Here is a 22,620-nt window from a genome sequence, read left to right as displayed (position 1 = left end):
TGTCTCACATACGCATCTGCGGATTGATGGGAATGGCAAGCAACACCGACGATGTTGAACAAATTAACCGGGAATTTTGTTTACTGAATAGGCTCTTTCAGGAAATAAAAGCAAACTGGTTTGCCGATTCGGATACTTTCCGCGAATTGTCGATGGGTATGTCACACGACTATCACGAAGCAATCGCTGCAGGAAGTACTTTAGTGCGGGTCGGAAGCAAGATATTCGGAGAAAGAAACTATAATACTTAATCAATCATTATTACCATGACCGATTTAAAAACTACTTTCGCAGGGCTTTCTCTCAGAAACCCAATCATTATCAGTAGCTCGGGACTGACCAACAGTGCCGGCAAGAATAAGAGACTGGCAGAAGCAGGAGCAGGTGCCATTGTACTGAAATCTCTGTTTGAAGAGCAAATTATGCTGGAAGCGGATCAACTGAAAGACCCCGCTTTTTATCCGGAAGCAAGTGATTATCTGGAAGAATATATCCGTAAACATAAGTTAGCTGAATATCTCACTTTAATCAAGGAAAGCAAGAAAGAGTGTTCTATTCCCATCATAGCCAGCATCAACTGCTATTCAGACTCGGAATGGGTAGACTTTGCCAAACAGATACAAGAGGCCGGCGCCGATGCACTGGAAATCAATATTCTGGCATTGCAATCGGATGTGCAATATACGTATGGCTCATTTGAGCAGCGTCACATCGACATTCTGCGTCATATCAAACAAACGGTAACCATTCCGGTTATTATGAAACTGGGTGACAACCTGACCAACCCCGTAGCCCTGATCGACCAGCTATATGCTAACGGAGCAGCTGCAGTGGTTCTTTTCAACCGTTTCTACCAGCCGGACATCAACATTGAGAATATGGAACAAGTATCCGGTGAAGTGTTCAGCACCTCCGCCGACCTTGCCACTCCTCTCCGCTGGATTGGAATCGCTTCTTCAGTGGTAAACAAAATCGATTATGCAGCCTCCGGCGGTGTCGCCAATCCGGAAGCGGTAGTAAAAGTAATCCTTGCCGGTGCTTCAGCCGTAGAAGTTTGCAGTGCTATCTATCAGAATACGAATGCATTTATCGGAGAATCCACCCGTTTCCTTTCCGCATGGATGGAACGCAAAGGTTTCAATAATATCGCTCAATTCAAAGGAAAGCTGAATATTAAAGACGTTCAAGGTATCAATACATTCGAACGTACCCAATTCCTGAAATACTTCGGAAAGAAAGAAGCCTAAAAAATGAAGAACTTTGGGGAAATGAAGAATGAAGAATTCGCTAGCGCATTTATGCTGCAAGTAATTCTTCATTCTTTTTTCTTCATTCTTATTTCTTCATTTTTATAACAAGTTGCTAGCCAACTCACTCAACTGACTACGTTCCCCTTTCACCAGATTGACATGTGCAAAGATATTCTGGTCTTTCATACGGTCGATCATATACACAAGACCATTGGACTGGCTATCCAGATAAGGCTGGTCAATCTGCTGGATATCTCCTGTGAATACCATCTTCGTACCTTCACCTGCACGGGTAATAATCGTTTTTATTTCATTCGGGGTAAGGTTCTGCGCTTCATCAATGATACAGTACATTTCGCTCAAACTACGTCCGCGGATAAATGCCAATGCTTCAATCACCAGCTGCTCGCTTTTCTGCATATCTTCGATACGCTTCACTTCGGTCGAGTTGGCGGCAAACTGACGCTTGATCACATTCAGATTATCGAATAGCGGCTGCATGTAAGGAGCCACTTTTTCCTGGGCATCCCCCGGAAGAAAACCGATATCCTTGTTGGACAATGCCACTACCGGACGTGCCAGCAATATCTGCTTATAGTCAGTCAACTTGCCTAAAGCTGCTGCCAAAGCCAGCAATGTCTTACCTGTTCCCGCTTTTCCGGTCAATGCCACTAATTTGACGTTCGGATCATTCAGTATCTCGAAAGCGAAACTCTGTTCGGCATTACGGGGCTCAATACCATAATTACGTCCTTTCGTTACCCGGCAAATGGAATGAGTAAAAGGATTGTAGCGCGCCAGTACACTGTTACGATCACTCTTTAAAACGAAGCATTCGTTAGGGTGAATGACATCCTTAAAGTCAAATTCGCTCAGATCAATGCCCTCTTTAGATGAATAGATGCGATCGATCAATGCCGGATCTACATTTTCAAAGATCTCATTGGATTTCTCGAATATATCGACATTGGATACCTTATCTGTGATATAGTCCTCACTGGTAATACCGATAGAACGGGCTTTCATACGCAGGTTTACGTCCTTGGTCACCAATATAGCCGGAGTTTTCGGATATTTGGCTGCCAGATATTCAACAGCTGCCAGTATCAGATGGTCGGGTTTCTTCACCGGAAAAGACTCATGCACTTTGGGAGCATCCACATTTCCGGGAACTACAAACAGGCGACCCATTCCTTCTCCCAGACTCACCCCTTGGGAGAACAGCTCGTCACTCGTCAGCAAATCCAGTTCCCGGACAAATTCACGGGCATTGAAATTTATCTGCTCGTTTCCTTTCTTGAACTTGTCCAGTTCTTCCAGTACGACAAGGGGAAGATGAATATCATTTTCCTGAAAATTCTTCAAGCAATTGTAGTCGTGAAGAATAACATTTGTGTCAATTACAAAATTTTTCTTAGTTCCCATGATTTCTTAGAATTTAATGTTGATATTTGCAGTCTGATTCATCAATCCTCCGCTATCGGTTGAATTGATGGTTCTAAAGATAAACAATTTTGCGAGCAATAAAGATTGCCCGGAGTTAAATATTATAAAACATGGATTATCAGAACACTTTAAAGTACTTATATGAAAGTACACCTATGTTTCAGCAAATTGGTGGAAAAGCATATAAGCCGGGTTTAGAGACAACACACAAATTGGACGAACATTTAGGTCATCCGCATCAACAATTCAGAACGATTCACATCGCCGGAACAAATGGAAAAGGCTCCTGTTCACACACGATCGCAGCCGTACTGCAAGCAGCAGGATACAAAGTCGGGCTATTTACTTCCCCGCATCTGATTGACTTCCGCGAGCGTATCCGTATCAACGGTGAAATGATTCCCGAAGATTATGTAGTCAGCTTTGTAGAAGAACACCGTTCTTTCTTCGAGCCTCTGCACCCTTCTTTCTTCGAACTCACCACAGCAATGGCATTCCGCTACTTTGCCGACCAGCAGGTAGATGTAGCTGTAATCGAAGTAGGTATGGGCGGACGTCTGGACTGTACCAATATCATCACCCCCGATCTGTGTGTCATTACCAATATCGGTTGGGATCATATGCAATATCTGGGCAACACACTGACTAAAATCGCCAAAGAAAAAGCAGGAATCATCAAAGAAGACATTCCGGTAATAGTGGGTAAAGTATCAGGAGCAGTGAAAAGAGTCTTCACGATGAAAGCCAAGGCTATGAATGCCTGCATCGTCTTCGCGGAAGAATTAAAGAGTTGCACCAATGTGAGATATGCCCCCTATGATACCCTGAAAGAATCCAGAGTCGAGTTGCAGGAGTTATTGGAGGAGGAAATAAAACTTCAGCAGATACAGGAGCTTCCGATGAAAATGATGCAATTTGTCTCTCTTATCAACCCGACCGACGCCATACACGCCATAGACAGAATCATTGATAAAAGAAAAGACGCGATATTGATTCATAATTCCAGTTTTATGACGGGACTCTACTACGAACTGAGCGGCCTCTGTCAGACAGAAAATTGCCTCACGATCCTCGCAGCCCTGGAGATTCTGAAGAACCGGGGATATGAAATCAGCAAGAAGGATTACCATACCGGATTCTCTGACGTATGCGAAATGACCGGTCTGATGGGACGCTGGCAAAAGCTCCAGAGCTACCCCGACGTCATCTGCGACACAGGTCACAATGCCGACGGTTTCAAATGTATCCGTCAGCAGCTTAACTATATACACAATAAATTAAATCAGGAACTGCATATTGTATTTGGCATGGTCAATGACAAAGATATCAGCAGCGTCCTGGAACTGTTGCCGAAAGACGCCACCTACTATTTCACCAAAGCGAGCGTGAAGCGTGCGCTGCCGGAAGATGAGCTGATGAAAATGGCTTCGGAAGCGGGACTGAAGGGTACCTCCTATCCTACCGTAGCAGACGCCGTGCGGGCGGCAAAAGAAAACTGCCCCCCTAAAGACTTTATCTTCGTGGGAGGCAGTAACTTTATTGTTGCCGATTTGTTAGCGAACCGCGATACACTCAATCTCTACTAACGCATCCTTCGGCAAAGCCTTTACAGCAACTGCCGAACGTGCCGGAAAAGCTCCGTCAAAATACGTAGCATATACACCGTTCATCCCGGCGAACAATGACATATCCTGGAGGAATACAGTCGTTTTCACAATGTTTCCCATTGTCAAACCTGTCTCTTCCAGGATGTGTTTTATATTCTCCAGCGACTGGCGTGCCTGTTCTTCAATTCCTTCCGCCATCTTTCCGGTAGCCGCATCAATAGGCAACTGACCGGATACAAATACCATTCCATTGGCTTCTATCGCCTGACTATAAGGTCCGATAGCTCCCGGCGCTTTTTCACTGCAAATTACTTTTTTCATATTTATCTTTCTTTTTTTGTTTACCAATCCTCAAAGGTAGCAAAAAAATGCCTCCCGCAAAACGAATTTTGCAAGAGGCAACCATATTTCTTCTTATTAAAGACTATTCAGCTTTTTCTGTTTTTTCTTCTTCAGCAGGGGCTTCAGCTGAAGTTTCAGCCGATGCTTCGGCAGGAGTGGCTTTCACCGTCTGATCCACCTTTACTCCGTCTCTCGACACGTTCACCGTTACATTGACAGAAGCAGGCTGTGGCTGATACGGCATACGGTTTTTCGGATCTTCACCATACTGGTTAGGACCTACCGTACCATCGGCAAACAACATATAAAGGCCGAATACCCAACCAATGATAGGAACACAGCAAATCAGAATCAGCCAGCCGGATTTGTTCAAGTCGTGCAAACGCTTAACGCCCTGTGCCAAAGAAAACCACAGGGAGGCAATACCTGCCACGAAACCAATCAGGATACCGAAAACAGAACCACCTGCAGAACCGGCAGCCGCACCAAGAAATAAAGTAGCTAATCCCAGAGAATAGGCAATACCAAAAACGATACCACCGATAATACCAGACAGGAAATATTCGATCCTGCGAATACGACCGTCAAAAGAAAAAGGAGCTTTGAACATAATTTTATTAAGTTTATGTGAATAAATAGTTGATTGTAATCTTGATATGCTAGCAAAGATATAAAATAAATTAAATAAAGAAAGCTTTTATGTCAAAAAATCGCCTTTTCTATCAAGAATAGAAAACAAAAAAGAAACCAAGTAGTTTTTTGTAGCATATTTTCTTAAACCTATTAACTGTTGACCGATGAAATCTCCTCACTTGCGAAGCCTGCCACAAAAATATTCCCCCAAAAAGCATATTACGCGATACTACAACCTATTTTGAGGATTCCGTTTTTCCTATCCGAGAAACAAATAGCATGTTATAATCTGGTTTACAAATAGTTGCACGCACTCATCCGCATCCAACACTTCGCTTTACCCTTCTCTCTCAAAAAGACAAAAGGACAAAAAGACATATAATAGTTTTGAAAATGGCAATGAGGAAAAAGAAGCGGATCAGCAAGGTAAAAAACAGAAAGCAAATGCCATGTTTTCCTAAAATCGTGTACAAATATCTACCTGATTTTTTGTTGTTATGAGCATAACCAGTTATTATTGTCCTTAATGCTATCTCCCACACTTCATCCTTTAAATAATTCGTACAACATCCAACACTTTATTGGTAAACTACCAAAAGCATTCATCAACAAAGCAACAATCTAACTCGCGTAAAATACGATTTCGGCAATCACATAAAAACAGTCCATAAAAGGCACTCAATGAATTAAAAATCAGCAAGATAGTTTAAAGAATGTATCATAAGAATTTATAAAAGGGACCATATGTCCTTTTTGTCATTATGTCACTTTGAAAGTTTACAAAAATCATTGGGAAGTTTGAAAAAATCTTCTTAATGATTGGGTTCAAACATTGAGAAGATTCAATACAATCTTCTCAATGTTTTTTTCTTTTTATCGGTGTATTCGTTCAAGAATACGCTCCCAATCGTCGTTTATTTCAATTCTAAGAATTAAATTGCAAGCAATTACAAATGGAGTAATATCCTATTTTATAACTCGCACTAATTTACTTTGTAAGCATTCGCTGCCCCCGTCTTTTCACTTTCTTTGTTCCGTTCTACCTTTATCACCCAAAAGCTATGTGGAAGCTTAAAGAGTTTGAATCAATCTATTCTCATTACGAGAGCAACGATTTGAGGACTCGTGATTTTATGCCAATGAAGTAATCAACGAAGCGAATTCTATTATTAGCAAAAAAAGTTGCGTGAGTCGAGAAACACAAATCCCAACTTTCTTTCATATCACAAACAGCATCGGCGCACGATTCCAAAACTGTGGGTGAATGTGCATCGTGCAAACATATGTACATTTCGTCTTTGTAAAAAGAGTTTTTTTAATGCTAATCACAAGCAAAATCGGATATGAAGTATTAACCGACTAGAATTGCTTCTTTAATACACTCAACGATGTAACGCACCTCATCATCAGTAACGCACGGTCCACTAGGCAGACACATACCGACTTTAAAGAGCTTTTCTGAAACCCCGTTCACATATGCATCAGCATCGGCATATACAGGTTGTTTATGCATAGGTTTCCAAAGAGGGCGACTCTCAATGCCTTTTGTATCAAGAAAAATACGCATAGCTTCAACATTAGCATTAGGTTCGCAATCGGTATGCAATTCCCTTGCCTCATGAGTCACACCGGCAGCACCTCCCACTGCGCCTTGAACAACTACCTGATAAGCATTTTCCTGTCCTCTCACCTTCAGCGCAGGGTCCAGGGTTATGGTACAGAGCCAATAATTGCTATCATATTCTCCTGTGGAAGGCTGACTATGAATAGTTACGCCTTTAATGTCTGCAAGTAACTCCTCATACATCTTCTGAATATGCTTATGGTGAGAAATATGCTCATTAGCTACAGTCATCTGACCTCGACCGATACCAGCGCAGATATTTGACATACGATAGTTATAACCGATATTCTCGTGTTGATAATATGGATATGCTTCACGGGCTTGGGTAGCATAGAACATTATTTCTTTCTTATCATTTGCAGAAGGAGTTATTAGAGCCCCCCCTCCTGAAGTCGTAATCATCTTATTACCATTGAAACTCAGCACACCGTACTTTCCGAATGTACCACACATCTGCCCATTATACTTCGAGCCAAAACCTTCGGCAGCATCCTCGATAACAGGAATGTCATACTTCTCCGCAATTGCTATGATTTCATCGATCTTGGCAGGCATACCATACAGATACACAGGCACAATTGCTTTCGGTTTCTTTCCGGTTTTCTCAATACGGTCTTTAATAGCTATTTCTAATAGTTCTGGATCCATGTTCCAGGTATCCATTTCCGAATCCACGAATACAGGCTTAGCACCTAAGTAAGCGATCGGATGCGAGGAAGCGCAAAACGTAAACGACTGCACAATCACTTCGTCCCCGGGGGTCACACCGCAAGCGATCAAGGCCAAATGTACGGCGGCCGTACCTGCCGAAAGGACCACAACCTCATTCCGACCACCTACAAACTGCTTCAGGTCTTCCTCAAACCCATTCACGTTCGGACCAAGAGGAACGACCCAGTTCGTATCGAACGCTTCTTTAATAAAATTTTGTTCTTTACCACTCATGTGAGCCAAGCAAAGATAAATTCGTTTATCCATAAATTTATATGATTAATAAGTATTCAATTAGGGCATACCCTTTTGAAAGGAAACTTTTGAGTACCTTAAACCTGGTTGTATAAAAAAATACTTTGAATTTAACATTGACTTATAGCCAAAGTAATTTTGTCAGGAGTCATATTAACATGACCTTTGTAGCCGTTAAAAATATCTTTGAAAAAAGTCCCGATGAAATTCCTCCAAAAACTTCCATAAAGCTTCACCATTTCAATTACACTGTGATAAGGCAGCCATTTCTACTCCTGCATCACTACCATAATGAAGCAAATTGTTACGTTGAGTCATTAGCTTTCGGATAGTTCGTTCGGCAAGATTATCCAAACTTCGTGGTAATCTTGCTTATCACAACTTTTATTTTATACCAACTTTTTGTTCTAAGAAAAGTCGAATAATTGCAAATTATATAATTTCGTTATTATAGTTCATATTTCTACCGAGAACAGTACAAAAAACCATCTGGATATCTTTGATAAAAGAATAGTGCTCGTAGTAGTATTTGTTGATGCGCACCTTATCGGGATAAATCACCTTATTGTTATACTCTTCGGCGATTTCTTGAGCGGAACGGCAGTCCCCCTCTTCCTGCTTCTTCGCCACATACTCCGAAATCATCTCATCTTCCAAACGATACTTCAGCGTGGCAGGCCCCGTAATGCCCGGGCGAAGTTTTAATACAATACGGTTATCCCCCTGCAGTTTATCAGCATAACCAGGCACATCGGGACGAGGACCAACGAACGACATATTGCCAATCAGGACATCCCACAGCCCCGGAAGCTCATCAATCTTGTAATGGCGAAGTGTAGCACCCAAAGGCGTAATACGACTGTCGCCCGCCACACTCACCGTCGAACCACTGTGCTTCATCGTCATCGAGCGGAACTTATGGCAAGTAAACAACTTACCATCTTTCCCTACCCGTTTTTGAGTGAATATAGCAGGACCACCCGGCATTTTTATCTTGATAAGAATGGCCACAACGATAAGTAAAGGCCACAGAAAGAGCAAACCGATCAGAGAGACTAAGCGATCGAAAAGAAATTTAAGACACATAACGTTAGGAATAACTCATCATAAATCTGTTCCAAAACATGTTCTAAAGTATCCCCCGGATTACCATTCATATGACACTCTATCAGAATCTTGTTATGAAAAGAAGGAGATTCTGTATCAAACATATTATGAAAGTTTCTCATATACTTGAATTTCACAAATCAAATCTTCTTGAATATAGCCATTATATACCCCCAACCATATGCCAGATGTAGGGACATAAATAGCCAAGACATTTCTAAAATCTCTAACAAAGAGTGCGTTTTCTTGCCAGCGAAATATAGCCCCAAACATAAATGAAGACAAACAATACCCAAACATAAAGCCCATATTGTCCTCCAAAAGTACCCCCAAATAATGGATAGCATCAAGAAAACCACAAATGCAAACGGAATTAAATGACGTAACGAAAGTGCAGAGCTTCCTTTCTTAAGCAAAATCATATTCCAAAAGCCGTTACCATACGCCTGTTTCAACATTTTAGACAGAGTAGTACGAGTATAATAAGTCGATTTGATTGAGGGATCAAAATAAAACTTATAACCTGCCGCTTTTATTCTGCTATGGAGTTCAATATCTTGATTTCTCACCATCTTCTCATTAAAATATCCAACCTCTTCAAACACACTCTTCTTATACAAACCGTACACTGCAGTATCTGCATAACATGCTTGACTTGACACGCGAAATGATGAGTTTCCCACTCCGAACGGAGAAGACAGCACCTTTGATATCACATTCTCAGCACCATCCAAAGAAAGAGAAGTTAGCTTACCGCCTACACATACAGCATCAACTTTTAAGATTGCTTTAATGCTATTTTCCACAAAATCAGGTTCTGCTTCGGCATGAGCGTCTATACGTGTAACATATTCTCCCTTAGCTGCATTAATAGCGATATTCCATCCCGTAGCTAAGATTTTCTTCTCATTTGTCACAACAGTAATCACCAGCCCTTCCTTTATATATTTATCTTGAAATTTCCTAATAACATCAAGGGTTCCATCTTCAGACTTTCCGTCCGCTATGATAATCTCATATTTGTCTTTAGGGTATGTCTGATTAATAAGAGACATCAATGACCTCTCAATGTAGTTCTTCTCGTTACGAGTAACGAGAAGAACTGAAACAAAGGGTAACTGCGCTGAACCCATATTACAATCTAGCATCGATAATATTTCTATCCAATGTACACTTCACATCAAAGATAACATGATTTTCCTTTAAGAGAGTACAAATATCCATTCCTTCAAACTTTTTGTGAGCAACAGCAGCAATTGCAACATCAAATTTTTGAGTAGGTAGTTCATTTACTACCTCAACACCATACTCGTGCATTGTTATGGCAGGATTAGCCCATGGGTCGTAAACTGTTACGTTCACATTATACTCCTTCAGAGTTCGATAGATGTCAACAACCTTAGTGTTACGTACATCAGGACAGTTTTCTTTAAAAGTGAAGCCTAAAAGAATAACATTTGAGTTAAGCACTTGAATTCCTTTCTTAAGCATACACTTAACCGTTTCAGTAGCTACATACTCTCCCATACCATCATTCATTCGTCGTCCGGCAAGAATAATCTCCGGATTATGACCATGACGTTGGGCACACTGAGCCAAATAGTAAGGATCAACGCCAATACAGTGACCACCTACCAGACCTGGACGGAAAGGCAAGAAATTCCATTTAGTACCAGCAGCTTCAAGAACATCGAGAGTATCAATATCCATTTTGTTGAAAATACGTGAAAGTTCATTTACAAATGCAATATTAATATCACGCTGAGAGTTCTCAATCACTTTAGCAGCTTCAGCTACTTTAATTGAAGGAGCAAGGTGAGTTCCAGCTGTGATAACAGAAGCATAAACCTCATTTACATATTGCCCAATCTCAGGAGTTGAGCCTGATGTTACTTTCTTGATATGTTCAACTGTATGAAGTTTATCACCAGGGTTGATACGCTCAGGAGAATAACCTGCAAAGAAATCTATATTCATCTTCATGCCACTTACTTTCTCTACCACAGGAATACACTCATCCTCTGTTACCCCAGGATAAACAGTTGATTCATATACAACCACATTACCTTTGGAGATAACTTTACCGACAGTAGTAGATGCTCCATATAGAGGAGTAAGATCAGGGTTGTTATTCTCATCCACTGGAGTAGGAACTGCAACTACATAAAAGTTACAATCTTTAATTTGTTCGATGTCTGCTGTGCAAAGAAAACCATGATTATTGATTGCATCCTGAAGCAGTTCGTCGCTTACTTCAAGTGTTGAATCATGACCAGCCATCAAAGCCTCACAACGTTTTGCGTTCATATCGAAACCAATGGTCCTGTACTTAGAACTGAAAAGACGAGCAAGGGGAAGTCCTACGTAACCCAAGCCTATTACACAGATTTTAGTCTCTTTCATTTTTTATTGCCTTAAAACTATTTATTACAAATTTGCTTTATACCAATCAATCGCTGCAGCTATACCTTTCTCGAAACTCCAGTCCGGATCATAATCAAGGAGCTTTTTAGCCTTAGAGATATCCGCATTAGAGTGCTTAATATCACCTGCTCTATCTGGACCGAATTCAGGCTCAATATTTACACCAAGTGCTTTAGTCAAGCCATAATAAATGTCAATCAGATATTCACGCCCACCATATGCGATATTAAAAGTTTGACCGGCAGCTTCACTTGGAGCGAGACATGCCTTAAGGTTAGCCTCTATTACATTCTCAACATAAGTAAAATCACGCGATTGCTTGCCATCACCATTGATGCGGCATACCTGACCGTTAAGCAACTGCTTTATAAACTTAGGAATAACTGCTGCATAAGCTCCATCCGGATCTTGTCTGCGACCAAACACATTGAAGTAACGCATTCCATAGGTATCAAGACCATAATGTTTTGTGTACTGCTTTGCCCACTCTTCATTGCAACATTTGCTTACGGCATAAGGAGAAAGGAGATTACCTTCTATACCCTCTCTTTTAGGAAGATTTGGCTCATCTCCATAGACAGAAGAACTTGACGCATACACAAACTTCTTCACACCTTGTTGACGAGCCGCCTCAAGCATATTAAGTGTACCTTGAATATTGTTCAAAGAATAGAATAACGGCATTTCAATAGAGCGGGGAACAGATCCCCAAGCAGCTTGATTGAGAACATAATCCACTCCTACGCAAGCCTTCATGCAAATATCAAGGTCTTTAATATCCCCCTTTATAAACTCATAGCCAGGATTATCAATAAACAACTCGATATTCTTTTGCTTACCAGTTGAAAGATCATCCAATGCACGGACACGATACCCCATATTCAAGATTGCCTCGCACAAATTACTACCAATGAAACCTGCAGCTCCAGTCACCAAGAATAATGAGTTCTCTGGAAATTTTAGATGTTTATATGCCATAATATATTTTATTTTTTATTCTCCATGATTAAAGTTCTACTGCATAAAGACCTCTCTATGCCCTTCAAAGATAGAATCGAAGCAAACTTTCTTGCCATCTCTGCTCCAACGAAGACGCAAATCACAATGAGTATCATTATCGTATTTAAAGAAAGCGAATACACGGGCTATTATTTTTATATTTTTGCCCTCAGGGGCATTATCCCTAAGAATTTTACAACTGCAATACGAGCTCTGTTTGAATATGAGTCAATCACAATCAAATTCTTATCTACAGAGTAGTAACTAGAATGGCCAGCATTACTTTACTGAGCCCACAGGGGTTTCCACTCTTGAGTTTTATCTTTCATCAAATAGTAGCTATTGCCTTCTACATATTTGCGTCCAAAGGCGAGGTTGGAAATTTGCAAAATCTACGTATTTAAGAATATCTACAACTTCTCCAATTTCAATATCCATTCGCCAAATAGCTGTATTATTAGGAAGAGCTTCACCTTTGATGGTTTCTAGCAAAACTGCATATCCATACCCCAAGCGCAAACTATATAAACGAGAGAAATCAAGTAACAATGCTATCTTACCATCTACCGAAACCGTATATGCAAGCATTGGCAATACACTCTCAACACCTGTTTCTATATTCAGCACTATCAAGCAATATTTACCCTGACGTATATCATTGTAAAGAATATGCCTCTTGCAATCAAGATCCAGCCGCTGTGCTATACACTCTTGTTGAATGTTCCATGTATGTGTAGTAGTAATTTTACGTATGCTATTAACCTTCAAATGTTAATTAATAAAATATCAGCTGATCCAACTGGATCTAGTTCATTCCAAGTATCCTTGGCTCGCATACAAATAATGTAATGACCTGTCGCATCCCAAAGGTTCTTGTCATGATAAGCAAAGAAATACTCATAATTCTTACCGTTTGGCGAAATACGAATGATATTTCCTTCTGATTTTTTTCTTACTTACTTCATAGTAAACAGACTGATATACTCGTTTAATCATTCTCTTTACTGATGGAAATTTGTTCAGTTGGTAGTTTATTTTTTTTTCTATGTTCATATATAAATCGTCTTAAACGGCTAATTAAAATAATAGGCCATGAGATATTATATTTCAATAGAGGTATAAATATTTTCGCTTTTAGGACAAGGTACTTGTTATCAACACCAGCATTGGTCTCATAGGATGCATGATATTTTTTAAGCCTAGAAGATACTTCTCTCTTTAATTCCTTACCACTAAACAGACCTGTTAATCTATCAATAGAGACAATAACCGCAAATACATTAAAAGCATTGACTGTATTTGCATAACTATCATACAAGTGTACAGATTTTATTAATTCTTTAAGAGGCTCTACAATATCACCCAAAGGATCAGAAAGTGGCAAAGAAGATAAAGTCATTTGATGCTCAACATAATAATACACAGGTTTTGTGTCGAGAAAGGCATATGATTTAGAATAAAACATCTCCTTAAATGTAAACATAAGTTCTTCACCATTTTTAAAATTAGAGTATCTAATATCATTTTGATGCAATAAACTTGTCCGCACACACTTTCTACACCCCCCCAATTAATATATCCCGTTATTTGCCCACGAATTAAAGAATCTTTTGATAATTCTGCATACTTCGACATAAATTGCTTTTCGATAGTTTTTCCATCTTCAGAGACCCTCAAAATATCAATAAACACCAAGTCATTGCCACTAGTTTTTTCACTCAATAATGACAAGTAGTCACTGCTGATATAATCATCGGCATCTACAAAAACAATCCATTCTCCCTTAGCCATTACTATAGCCTTATTACGGGCAGCACCTGCTCCTGTATTGTTTTGATGAAAAGGAATAATTCGGCAATCTTTCTGAGCATATTCTTGTATGATACACCAGCTATTATCTTGCGATCCATCATCTACAATTATTGCTTCCCAGTTCTTATAAGTTTGCGACAATAAACTATCTACACATTTCTTTAAATACTTCGAGGCATTGTAGACTGGTACAATAAATGAAAACAATGTGTTTTCATCTGTCTTGCAATTTTTATAATTTAACATATTCAAAATTGTTATAGGCCTGCCTTCATCAAGAAATCATCAAAGCCGTTAAATATAGGTTTATTATGTTCCTTGTAATATGGATAAGATTCTTTCAGTTGTTCCTTTATAGGCAATCTATCATCTAATTCATCACCCTGCATAAAAAGGGGAAATTCTTCATAGAATTCATATATATGAGGTTTCCGATTAAATCGTTCCTGAATGCTAGCTGCATAATCCAATGCTTCTTGAACAGACTGCTCCTTTCGCTTCTTATAATACTCCTCTATAGTACATATTACCTTGGCAGGTCTTCCAATTGCTACGCTATTTGCAGGTATACTTTTTGTAACTATAGACCCATATCCTATAATACAATTATCACCGATTTCAACCCCTTTAAGAACAGTACACCACCGACCAAAATATACATTATTACCAATTTTCACTTTCCCTGAACTGCAAACAAAATCATTAAACAATTTTCTCAAAACCATATTAGAGGCATCATGTGTCATCAAAGTGAAACCGGTATTAATTCTTACATCAGAGCCTATTTCCACTAACGATGGTCTAGAAAAATCTATGGAAATGGTTTTGAAGTCCCCCCACCATATACGCTCCCCAAGTTTTACCCCTTTATAAGATAGAAATTTAGGAAAAAATAGGGTTCCTCTTACTAAACGAAAATACACAGCATTAAATAAACGCAGAAAAAAAGGAATTTTATTCATGACAATTAATGATTATAATTCAATATAAGGAAAATTCATCTATTTATTAAGAACAACTAGTGAACAGAACACGATTAATATAATTGAATATCAAGCAGTTGATACATAAAATGCAGGTAATACTTTGCATCTTCCCCCCTCTTAATCATCAAAGAATGAATCTTAGCTAGCAATCAGATTCTTGGTCTGAAACCCACTCAAATCATTGTAAAACAGTTATTTGAGCTTCCATAAGTAATGGATAATTTCATACCTTCACCACTCAGAATACTTACTTTCATACCGCTCAATATAACTCATGATTTCAGCACTTGGCTTGCCGACTTTGCACATCATTAACAACACACCATAAAGTAAATCCACAACTGACTTATTCTTCATTTCCAAAGGAATTATTATTGAATATTTAGTCATGTTGAATTTTAAATAAAAACAACATTATATTTTTGCAAAAATATCTATATATTGTTGAGCGACTTTCGAAATATCAAATCTTCTAACATAGTTCTTTAATAGTTGAGTATCTATAGGATGCTCACAAGCATAAGCAATAGTTTTAGCCATTTCTTCAGCATCTTGAAAGCTCTTTAAAAGATATCCTCTTCCGTTTTCAAGTAGCTCGTTAGGACCACCAGACGGTGTAGATACAACAGTCGTTCCTGTCACAAAAGCCTCACAGATAACCATGGGAAAAGCCTCAGAATAAGATGATAACACAAGAGCTTGAGATCTTGCTACATAACAATGTGGATTAGGAACACTACCAATAAAGAAAACATAACTATCTAACTTTTTTTCTTTGACCAGTTGTTTTAGATGTCTTTCTTCAGTTCCTCCTCCTATCAAAAGCAATTTATAGTCAGGATACTCTCTGAGAAATATTTCAAAGCCATTAATTAGCAAATCAATATTTTTAATGGGACTTAATCTTCCGCAGAAACTGACAAAATTCCCTGATTCAATGATAAATTTCTTACTACCCTCTTCAACTGTTTCAATATCTATCGGATTATAAATAACTGCAGTTTGATTTTTTTCAACATTTAAGGTCATTACATACTGTTCAATTCCTTTGGCAACACAGATGATAAAATCCGAATGACGGTATAACAACTTCATTAACAAATATATAAATCCTTCTCTTAAAGACTTCCTATCCTTATTTTTTTGATAGAAGTAGTTATGCTGCGAAATAATTACTTTGCAACGACAGCGAGTAAGCATCTTCATAGCTATAAAGAACATATTTTCTATGTCTTTACCTACCATAAAGTACTCAATTTTATGCTGACGAAGCAATTTAGAAACCTTAAAACAAGATTTCCATAAGTTATTGCAATTGAGATTAATTATAGAAACTCGGGCATCGACATCCCTATTAAATTCGCCTTCATTGCGTAATACATAAGCATAAACGTTATGACCTAATTTAGCCCACTCATTTAATAACGTGAAAAATACTTTTTCAACTCCGCCAATCTGATAAGAAGTAAGAAAAACTGCTATTCTCATAAATCTATTTTTTATATGGTTCCTTAAAGAGCCATACCATTGCGGCTGGCATAAAATAAACGATTAATTCCGAAATTCCTTTAAATTGAAAAGATAAAAATAGAACAAAAACAATTAGATAGTTGATCTTTTGTACAAAGACTACTTTTAATAGTTTCCACTGCATAAAGATAAATGCAATAGTCCCTATTAAGCCAAAATCAAAAATTAACCGACACCAACCAATATCTGTAAACATATAATACGAAAATTCATCTATTCCTTTAAGTTTGGCATCACCAATAAGCCATGTCAAAAGATTGTCAGGCCATATATATGCATCGAACATTTTTTCTGAAGATGACGTAGTGAATTTACCATCGTTAAACAAATTACATATCCCTTCAAATGCATGTTCTATAACGGATTCAAGCAAAAAATTATCAGCAATATACTTATTAAACAGTATAAAAGTTAGTAAAAGGACAAAGGCACCACCAAATACATATTTTACAAGCTTTATTATTCTTTGAGATCCCTTTGATTGCCAAATAACCAATCCTAAATACATCAATGCAACAATAAGCCCCATCATAGTAGTACGTGACACTGCACTACCTACAGCAAAAAGGAAGACTAATATTATTGGTATAACCCACCGTTTGATAAATTTATAATTATGTTGGGATAGTATAACTGTTAGGAGTATACAATATGAATATAATGCTCCAGCACCAAAATAAGCTATTCCTACAGTATGAAATCGATTTAGTATTGTAAGTTCATTTGCTCGTTCCTCCAAAGCAGATTGCTGTATGATAGAGAAAACCACATCGTTCACTACTGGAAAGAAAAACATCGCTATAGATAATAACTGATGACCAACACAAGTCAATACAAGCAGCCAAAAATATCGCCTTAAGTCAACGCCTTTCCATATTTTATTCAGCAAGTATATTAGACAAAAACTAGCAGTGGTGATTAATAATATCGTAATTGGGTAAGATGAGTAAAAACCATCAAACCTACCGTTTAATATGCTTGAACATAATACTGTAAAATAAAAAAGCCACAAACTTTTCCAAAAGCTATTCATTGTCTTTTTATAATGAATAGTTCTTTTGTATAGACTTTTATAGTAGATAAGCATCAAGAAAGCTCCTGGCAGTGCCAGGAACCATCTTGTTGATATCAATGAAGGTAGAAATGTAACATTCACCGAAAATAGATAAACGAACATTAAAGCTATACTAATTAAATACTTTATTAGCATATGGAAATTACAATTTTCCTATAAGATATAAAGCAAATCTCTTCAAACAAGATAAGTAAGAGCGACTGCATTTTAGTTGAAAAACACCTTTAAATGCCTCCATATGATTATGATTCTTAAGATTATCTTCTAAAGTCATAATTTCATATTCATCATTATATTTATTCAGCCCTTCTCTACATTCACTTTTTTCTTTATCCGAGAATTCCTCATCAAACTTTTTCAATATATCCTTATACTCTAGTCGCGTTTTTGTATATGTTGATGACAAATTCTTTGCATGAGTACGATATTTAACAAGGTTTTCTTTAATATGATAGCACTTTGAAACGCGCGAAAGCCTAATAAACAAATCAAAATCTGCAATAATCTGATATGATTTGTTTATATTAATGTTGTACTTCTGCAAGAGTTCTCTTCTAAACATGGTGGAAGAAAGCCCTAAATCATAGTATGCTAGCATTTCACTGGTTGTTCGATAGCCTTTTTTACTTGTGCTTCTCATTGAATTATCTACACCAAACTTTTGATAGTCAGTATAAACAACTCCTATACATGAATCATGCTCCATTACAGCTACTTGTTTTTCTAGGTTCTCAGGAAGCCAAAGATCGTCTGAATCGATAAAGCAAACATAATCTCCATGCACTAACTTTACTGCCTCATATCTTCCATGTCCAAGAGGTACAGTATGATCATTATGATAATACTTAAATCTTGGATCCTTATATGATTTGAATATCTCTGCAGATTTATCTGTAGAGCAGTTATCGAAAAGCAAATATTCCCAATCTGCATATGTTTGGCTTAAAACAGATTGAATGGTTTCATTCAAGAACGCCTCTCCATTGTAGCAATTTGTAATTATTGAAACCATACTTACTTCACCCTCTTAATATACTCCTTAAAACTCATCAGATTCTTATCTTTATCTGAGATTATCAGGTTCTCAATACCTCCAATCTTCTCAAACGGCCATTTAATATTAATATCCAGGTCATTATACATTATACCAGAATCACCTTCACCATAAAATACTTCACCACACTTATAACTCACCACTGAATCTTCCAATACAAGATAACCGTGCCCGAAGTACTGAGGAATATAAAGCTCAACTTGGTTCTCACCTGTAAGATCAAAACCTCTCCATTGACCCAATGTGGGAGAATCCGGGCGCAAGTCCACAATCACATCATAAACATGACCACTGATGCAACGAACGAGTTTTGCCTGCTGTTTCACAAGTTGGAAGTGCGTAGCACGAACCACACCTCTCTTACTGATGGTATAGAACACTTCTTTCAGTTCATGCTCAATGCCGTTAGACTTGAACACATCTATATTGTAATCTTTTACAAAACCACCTCTCTCGTCGGTGGCATAAAAAGGCTGAATCTTGAAGGCTCCCTTCAAATCCAGTTCTTCAAAATTGATTTTTTTTATCATATTAACGTTTTCCGACCAACGCTGAGAAAGCCTCGGTACCAACTTATTTAATAATCGGTATAAATCACACAGATAAAATAGGTGAAACAGTACATCCTAAATATCTAACTACACCCATCCATTGAAAATCTAACAGCAATAAAATATTTAAGATTTTTAAAATGCAGGAAGACTGTATATTAGATGTGTCGCAAATACAAGAGTCAATAGAGCCCGAACGACAAATATCGGCTAAACAGTTGTGATACCATATAGAGATCATGATAAATATTTTAAATAGTTTTCAGCCAATCCATGGTCATCTTGGTTCCCTCACCAAAGGTTACGTCCGGCACAAAGCCACAATCGTTCTTAATTGCTTCGATTGAAAATGTACTCAATGACATGTTAGTACCTGTGAAAGGAATATCGCCAAACAAAGGGGTACTTTCGGGACCACAGCTTACCACCATCTCAAGTATAAAATTCTTCAATGGTTTAGCATCACCCGAACCAATCATATACTCACAGAATGGTTTACCCTTTTCTGCTACCAAATAGAAAGCTTTTGCCACGTCACTCACATAAACAAAATCATAGTTTTGGGTAGCTGCAGTAAACTGAAGAGGTTCTCCGTTGATAATCTTACGAAGTGTAGTATTCACAAAACGTGGGGAGAACTCACCTACCCCATAAGCATTGGTAATCATGGGCCAAAGAAGGTCAATACCGATATTTACAGCAACAGATTTACACATGCAGTGAGCAATGTGTTTAGCCATTCCATAGATATACCCCATTCCCGGTTTACTTCCTTGAGTATGGATAGCAGCTTCAACTTCATACTCCATAATAGAACCAGCACATACAAAACGGCTACAACCCAGCCCTTTTGCAGACTTCATACACTCTACTGTATTGAGCGCATTCTGCATCTGAAGATTGTAATCGATACGAGCCTCACCAGCTGATCCGGCCCAGGCAAAGTGAATGAAGGTATCATACACGTCATGCTCAATATTCTCGAGTATTGCCTGCGTATTGGTGATGTCACACTGCATATAGGTAAGATTGGGATGAGCCTCCAATCTGCGAGCAACAGAGCCCATATCCAAAGCAAGAACGACCTTACCCTCATTCAAAAAATGTTTTACCGTATAACTGCCAACAAAACCGTCAGCACCTGTGATTATTACTTTTTCCATTTATATCGTCTTTTTTCTTACAAGAAAGAGGCATAGTACCACTATCATTAAAGTAGATAGTAAACAATACTCTTTCGGAACATGAATAATATTGATTAACAGATAATTTGCAGGTAATAAGAAAATCCAATGCCACACATAATACGTCATAGAATTAGTGCCTACACAAGTAAATAGATTATATTCACTTTCTATAAATCTAACTGATATATGGTGTACTATATTGTTAAAAAACAGACAGCCGCTAACCGAAAATGGAAGCCATAGGCAATAAAAAACATGGACAGTCAAATTAGTACGCATATCTATAATAGGAATGTCAAAATATAAAAACGTGATATAAACAAACCCAGAGATCAAAAATATATGCCTGTCATATTGAATGTCTTTCAGCCCCCCAACAGGAAGAACATTGTACCTGTACAAATAGTACATACCATATAGGGAATATAAGATGTGACATTTACTTGAATGTAATTCAATAATATCGAAACTGTATACAACAATGTTACATTAAGGATCATATTCCATTTATGGTTAACAAAATAATTTGATAGAAGCCTTGCACCCAATAATGCAGGAAGAAACCATAGAGGTAAATTACCAAAGAATGATCCTTGTAGCAGGATATATTTGACTTGACGTAACGAGAAATCCAAAACTGACACATCCTTTAACTACGATAATATAAAATCTATGCTTAACCCTATAATGGAGTATTTCATAAAAGGCAGTAGTAACCTTTTACCCTACCATTAACATTTGTTCACTTTCTAAAGTTTTAAAAAACATTCCTCCTTTATAAAAAAAACAAGGCATATAAAAAGCTAAAAATGAAAGATCTATGCTGACAGATTTACTTATAGAGCAACAATGGTTGTAAATTATCTGAAGAAGCAGAATACCAGCTAAAAAATCAAGCGAATAATCCCTATTCATAACTTACCTCTGAAGAAATTCTATAATCTGTCTATCCATACAAGCACGCACATCACCACCGGATAACCAAATCTTGCTCCATTCCACAATCTTCTCCATGGCCTTATCCAGGTTCCAACGAGGAGTCCAACCAAAGGTTGATTTGAGTTTAGAGCAATCCAGTTTTAGAAAATTAGCCTCATGAGGACCACTATCATATTTGTTCACCCACTTCATACCTTCCCCCCACGTATTCACAAAAAGGTCAACCAAAGCACCTGTCTGGAAGCAGTCAACATCATCTGGACCCACATTGTAATAAGCGGCATACGAGCTATCCTCATACTGCTTCTTAGCAATTAAAAGGTAAGCATACAGAGGCTCCAAAACATGTTGATATGGACGTGTAGAGAATGGGTTACGAACTATGATATCTTCATGCTTAGTTGCTGCACGAATACAATCAGGAATAATACGATCATTAGCAAAATCACCACCTCCTATCACATTACCAGCACGTGCAGTTGAAATAGGAATAATTGCCTTGCCATCCTTATCAGTAAAAAACGAACGCTTGTATGAATGTGTCACCAGTTCAGAGCAAGATTTCGAATTAGAATATGGATCATAGCCATCCAACTCTTCATTTTCACGATAACCCCAATTCCACTCCTTATTTAAGTAAACTTTATCGGTAGTAACGTTTAAAAATGACTTTACGCAACTCGACTGACGGACACACTCCAAGATATTAACTGTACCCATTACGTTAGTCTCGTAAGTATAGGCCGGATTTTCGTAAGAGTTTCGTACAATAGGCTGTGCAGCTAGATGAAAAACAATCTCAGGCTGAGTCTCATCGAATGCCTTCTTTAAAGCTACCATATCGCGAATGTCACCAATCACACTTTTTATATCACTCTCAATGTCAGCGATTTTAAAGAGAGACGGATCTGTAGGAGCTTCTAACGAATAGCCAGTAACGATAGCACCTGCGTTGGTAAACATTTTGCACATCCAGCTTCCTTTAAAACCGGTATGTCCTGTTAGGAAAACTCGTTTATCTTTGTAAAAATCTAGTATATTCTCCATATCTTAACATAGTATTTATTAAACTGGCAACTAATGATTCT

The 22,620-nt window shown here is 38.1% G+C and carries 20 protein-coding genes and 2 pseudogenes; 3 read left to right on the top strand and 19 right to left on the bottom strand.

The window, feature by feature from the left end; genetic code table 11:
- Positions 1 to 251 (top strand): annotated as a pseudogene (locus tag HMPREF2794_RS10050) (alanine racemase); the annotation flags it as partial.
- A 15-nt stretch (positions 252 to 266) separates the two neighbouring features.
- A complete protein-coding gene (locus HMPREF2794_RS10045) occupies positions 267 to 1,247 on the top strand; it encodes a dihydroorotate dehydrogenase-like protein (RefSeq protein ID WP_070751444.1) in 981 nt (326 codons plus the stop codon).
- Positions 1,248 to 1,349: 102 nt separating this feature from the next.
- Here HMPREF2794_RS10045 and HMPREF2794_RS10040 read toward each other — a convergent pair whose 3' ends face one another.
- On the bottom strand, positions 1,350 to 2,675 hold the full coding sequence (locus HMPREF2794_RS10040; protein ID WP_010538565.1) for a PhoH family protein: 1,326 nt from the start codon (positions 2,673 to 2,675) through the stop codon (positions 1,350 to 1,352).
- Between the two features lie 131 nt (positions 2,676 to 2,806).
- On the opposite strand from HMPREF2794_RS10040, the gene HMPREF2794_RS10035 reads away from it, so the two are divergent.
- Positions 2,807 to 4,282, top strand: coding sequence for a bifunctional folylpolyglutamate synthase/dihydrofolate synthase (locus HMPREF2794_RS10035; protein ID WP_070751443.1), 1,476 nt, complete (start codon positions 2,807 to 2,809; stop codon positions 4,280 to 4,282).
- Here the strand turns inward: HMPREF2794_RS10035 and HMPREF2794_RS10030 are convergent.
- From HMPREF2794_RS10030 to rfbG, 18 genes and pseudogenes are all read right to left on the bottom strand, one after another.
- Complete coding sequence (locus HMPREF2794_RS10030; protein ID WP_010538567.1) at positions 4,250 to 4,624, bottom strand: RidA family protein; 375 nt, start codon at positions 4,622 to 4,624, stop codon at positions 4,250 to 4,252. The two genes, HMPREF2794_RS10035 and HMPREF2794_RS10030, sit on opposite strands and share 33 nt — an antisense overlap.
- A gap of 103 nt (positions 4,625 to 4,727) precedes the next feature.
- Positions 4,728 to 5,255: a DUF805 domain-containing protein gene (locus tag HMPREF2794_RS10025; protein ID WP_010538568.1), complete on the bottom strand. Its 528-nt coding sequence runs from the start codon at positions 5,253 to 5,255 to the stop codon at positions 4,728 to 4,730.
- 1,374 nt (positions 5,256 to 6,629) lie between these two features.
- Positions 6,630 to 7,880, bottom strand: a complete 1,251-nt coding sequence (locus HMPREF2794_RS10020) for a DegT/DnrJ/EryC1/StrS family aminotransferase (protein WP_070751442.1) — start codon at positions 7,878 to 7,880, stop codon at positions 6,630 to 6,632.
- Between the two features lie 98 nt (positions 7,881 to 7,978).
- A pseudogene (locus HMPREF2794_RS29495) lies at positions 7,979 to 8,219 on the bottom strand (IS66 family transposase); the annotation flags it as partial.
- Between the two features lie 81 nt (positions 8,220 to 8,300).
- Positions 8,301 to 8,954, bottom strand: a complete 654-nt coding sequence (locus HMPREF2794_RS10015; protein WP_070751441.1) for a sugar transferase — start codon at positions 8,952 to 8,954, stop codon at positions 8,301 to 8,303.
- 161 nt (positions 8,955 to 9,115) lie between these two features.
- Positions 9,116 to 10,123 carry a glycosyltransferase family 2 protein gene (locus HMPREF2794_RS10010; protein WP_234076565.1) on the bottom strand — a complete coding sequence of 336 codons (1,008 nt, stop codon included), beginning with the start codon at positions 10,121 to 10,123 and terminating at the stop codon, positions 9,116 to 9,118.
- A complete protein-coding gene (locus tag HMPREF2794_RS10005; protein ID WP_070751440.1) occupies positions 10,110 to 11,378 on the bottom strand; it encodes a nucleotide sugar dehydrogenase in 1,269 nt (422 codons plus the stop codon). The genes HMPREF2794_RS10010 and HMPREF2794_RS10005 overlap by 14 nt, the downstream gene beginning before the upstream one ends.
- 24 nt (positions 11,379 to 11,402) lie before the next feature.
- Entirely contained in the window at positions 11,403 to 12,377 is a 975-nt protein-coding gene (locus HMPREF2794_RS10000; protein WP_070751439.1) for an SDR family oxidoreductase, read from the bottom strand.
- 360 nt (positions 12,378 to 12,737) lie between these two features.
- Positions 12,738 to 13,025, bottom strand: coding sequence for a hypothetical protein (locus HMPREF2794_RS09990; protein WP_139147246.1), 288 nt, complete (start codon positions 13,023 to 13,025; stop codon positions 12,738 to 12,740).
- Between the two features lie 361 nt (positions 13,026 to 13,386).
- Positions 13,387 to 13,821, bottom strand: coding sequence for a hypothetical protein (locus tag HMPREF2794_RS09985; protein ID WP_139147245.1), 435 nt, complete (start codon positions 13,819 to 13,821; stop codon positions 13,387 to 13,389).
- Positions 13,794 to 14,456 (bottom strand): glycosyltransferase family 2 protein, encoded by a 663-nt coding sequence (locus HMPREF2794_RS09980; protein WP_070751435.1) that lies wholly within the window; start codon positions 14,454 to 14,456, stop codon positions 13,794 to 13,796. The genes HMPREF2794_RS09985 and HMPREF2794_RS09980 overlap by 28 nt, the downstream gene beginning before the upstream one ends.
- Positions 14,457 to 14,467: 11 nt before the next feature.
- Positions 14,468 to 15,172: an acyltransferase gene (locus HMPREF2794_RS09975; protein ID WP_070751434.1), complete on the bottom strand. Its 705-nt coding sequence runs from the start codon at positions 15,170 to 15,172 to the stop codon at positions 14,468 to 14,470.
- A gap of 438 nt (positions 15,173 to 15,610) precedes the next feature.
- Entirely contained in the window at positions 15,611 to 16,684 is a 1,074-nt protein-coding gene (locus HMPREF2794_RS09970; RefSeq protein WP_070751433.1) for a glycosyltransferase, read from the bottom strand.
- A gap of 4 nt (positions 16,685 to 16,688) precedes the next feature.
- Positions 16,689 to 17,759, bottom strand: a complete 1,071-nt coding sequence (locus HMPREF2794_RS09965; RefSeq protein WP_139147244.1) for a hypothetical protein — start codon at positions 17,757 to 17,759, stop codon at positions 16,689 to 16,691.
- A gap of 184 nt (positions 17,760 to 17,943) precedes the next feature.
- On the bottom strand, positions 17,944 to 18,813 hold the full coding sequence (locus HMPREF2794_RS09960) for a glycosyltransferase family 2 protein (protein WP_070751431.1): 870 nt from the start codon (positions 18,811 to 18,813) through the stop codon (positions 17,944 to 17,946).
- 2 nt (positions 18,814 to 18,815) lie between these two features.
- Positions 18,816 to 19,385, bottom strand: coding sequence for a dTDP-4-dehydrorhamnose 3,5-epimerase (gene rfbC, locus HMPREF2794_RS09955; protein WP_070750318.1), 570 nt, complete (start codon positions 19,383 to 19,385; stop codon positions 18,816 to 18,818).
- Between the two features lie 272 nt (positions 19,386 to 19,657).
- A complete protein-coding gene (locus HMPREF2794_RS09950) occupies positions 19,658 to 20,569 on the bottom strand; it encodes an NAD-dependent epimerase/dehydratase family protein (protein ID WP_070751430.1) in 912 nt (303 codons plus the stop codon).
- 942 nt (positions 20,570 to 21,511) lie between these two features.
- Positions 21,512 to 22,579, bottom strand: coding sequence for a CDP-glucose 4,6-dehydratase (gene rfbG / locus HMPREF2794_RS09945; RefSeq protein ID WP_070750315.1), 1,068 nt, complete (start codon positions 22,577 to 22,579; stop codon positions 21,512 to 21,514).
- Positions 22,580 to 22,620: the final 41 nt, after the last annotated feature.

The sequence above is a fragment of the Bacteroides sp. HMSC067B03 genome (assembly GCF_001811315.1).
In the GTDB taxonomy this organism is placed as follows: Bacteria; Bacteroidota; Bacteroidia; order Bacteroidales; family Bacteroidaceae; genus Bacteroides; species Bacteroides faecis.
Note: the sequence above shows the minus strand (reverse complement) of the source record. Positions and strands in the feature narration are given on the sequence as shown.

What these genes read in the sequence shown, in the direction of transcription:
- HMPREF2794_RS10045 (WP_070751444.1), top strand. Translation starts at nt 267, where the DNA reads ATGACCGATTTAAAAACTACTTTCGCAGGGCTTTCTCTCAGAAACCCA.
- HMPREF2794_RS10040 (WP_010538565.1), bottom strand. Translation starts at nt 2,675, where the DNA reads ATGGGAACTAAGAAAAATTTTGTAATTGACACAAATGTTATTCTTCAC.
- HMPREF2794_RS10035 (WP_070751443.1), top strand. Translation starts at nt 2,807, where the DNA reads ATGGATTATCAGAACACTTTAAAGTACTTATATGAAAGTACACCTATG.
- HMPREF2794_RS10030 (WP_010538567.1), bottom strand. Translation starts at nt 4,624, where the DNA reads ATGAAAAAAGTAATTTGCAGTGAAAAAGCGCCGGGAGCTATCGGACCT.
- HMPREF2794_RS10025 (WP_010538568.1), bottom strand. Translation starts at nt 5,255, where the DNA reads ATGTTCAAAGCTCCTTTTTCTTTTGACGGTCGTATTCGCAGGATCGAA.
- HMPREF2794_RS10020 (WP_070751442.1), bottom strand. Translation starts at nt 7,880, where the DNA reads ATGGATAAACGAATTTATCTTTGCTTGGCTCACATGAGTGGTAAAGAA.
- HMPREF2794_RS10015 (WP_070751441.1), bottom strand. Translation starts at nt 8,954, where the DNA reads ATGTGTCTTAAATTTCTTTTCGATCGCTTAGTCTCTCTGATCGGTTTG.
- HMPREF2794_RS10010 (WP_234076565.1), bottom strand. Translation starts at nt 10,123, where the DNA reads ATGCTAGATTGTAATATGGGTTCAGCGCAGTTACCCTTTGTTTCAGTT.
- HMPREF2794_RS10005 (WP_070751440.1), bottom strand. Translation starts at nt 11,378, where the DNA reads ATGAAAGAGACTAAAATCTGTGTAATAGGCTTGGGTTACGTAGGACTT.
- HMPREF2794_RS10000 (WP_070751439.1), bottom strand. Translation starts at nt 12,377, where the DNA reads ATGGCATATAAACATCTAAAATTTCCAGAGAACTCATTATTCTTGGTG.
- HMPREF2794_RS09980 (WP_070751435.1), bottom strand. Translation starts at nt 14,456, where the DNA reads ATGTTAAATTATAAAAATTGCAAGACAGATGAAAACACATTGTTTTCA.
- HMPREF2794_RS09975 (WP_070751434.1), bottom strand. Translation starts at nt 15,172, where the DNA reads ATGAATAAAATTCCTTTTTTTCTGCGTTTATTTAATGCTGTGTATTTT.
- HMPREF2794_RS09970 (WP_070751433.1), bottom strand. Translation starts at nt 16,684, where the DNA reads ATGAGAATAGCAGTTTTTCTTACTTCTTATCAGATTGGCGGAGTTGAA.
- HMPREF2794_RS09965 (WP_139147244.1), bottom strand. Translation starts at nt 17,759, where the DNA reads ATGAATAGCTTTTGGAAAAGTTTGTGGCTTTTTTATTTTACAGTATTA.
- HMPREF2794_RS09960 (WP_070751431.1), bottom strand. Translation starts at nt 18,813, where the DNA reads ATGGTTTCAATAATTACAAATTGCTACAATGGAGAGGCGTTCTTGAAT.
- rfbC (WP_070750318.1), bottom strand. Translation starts at nt 19,385, where the DNA reads ATGATAAAAAAAATCAATTTTGAAGAACTGGATTTGAAGGGAGCCTTC.
- HMPREF2794_RS09950 (WP_070751430.1), bottom strand. Translation starts at nt 20,569, where the DNA reads ATGGAAAAAGTAATAATCACAGGTGCTGACGGTTTTGTTGGCAGTTAT.
- rfbG (WP_070750315.1), bottom strand. Translation starts at nt 22,579, where the DNA reads ATGGAGAATATACTAGATTTTTACAAAGATAAACGAGTTTTCCTAACA.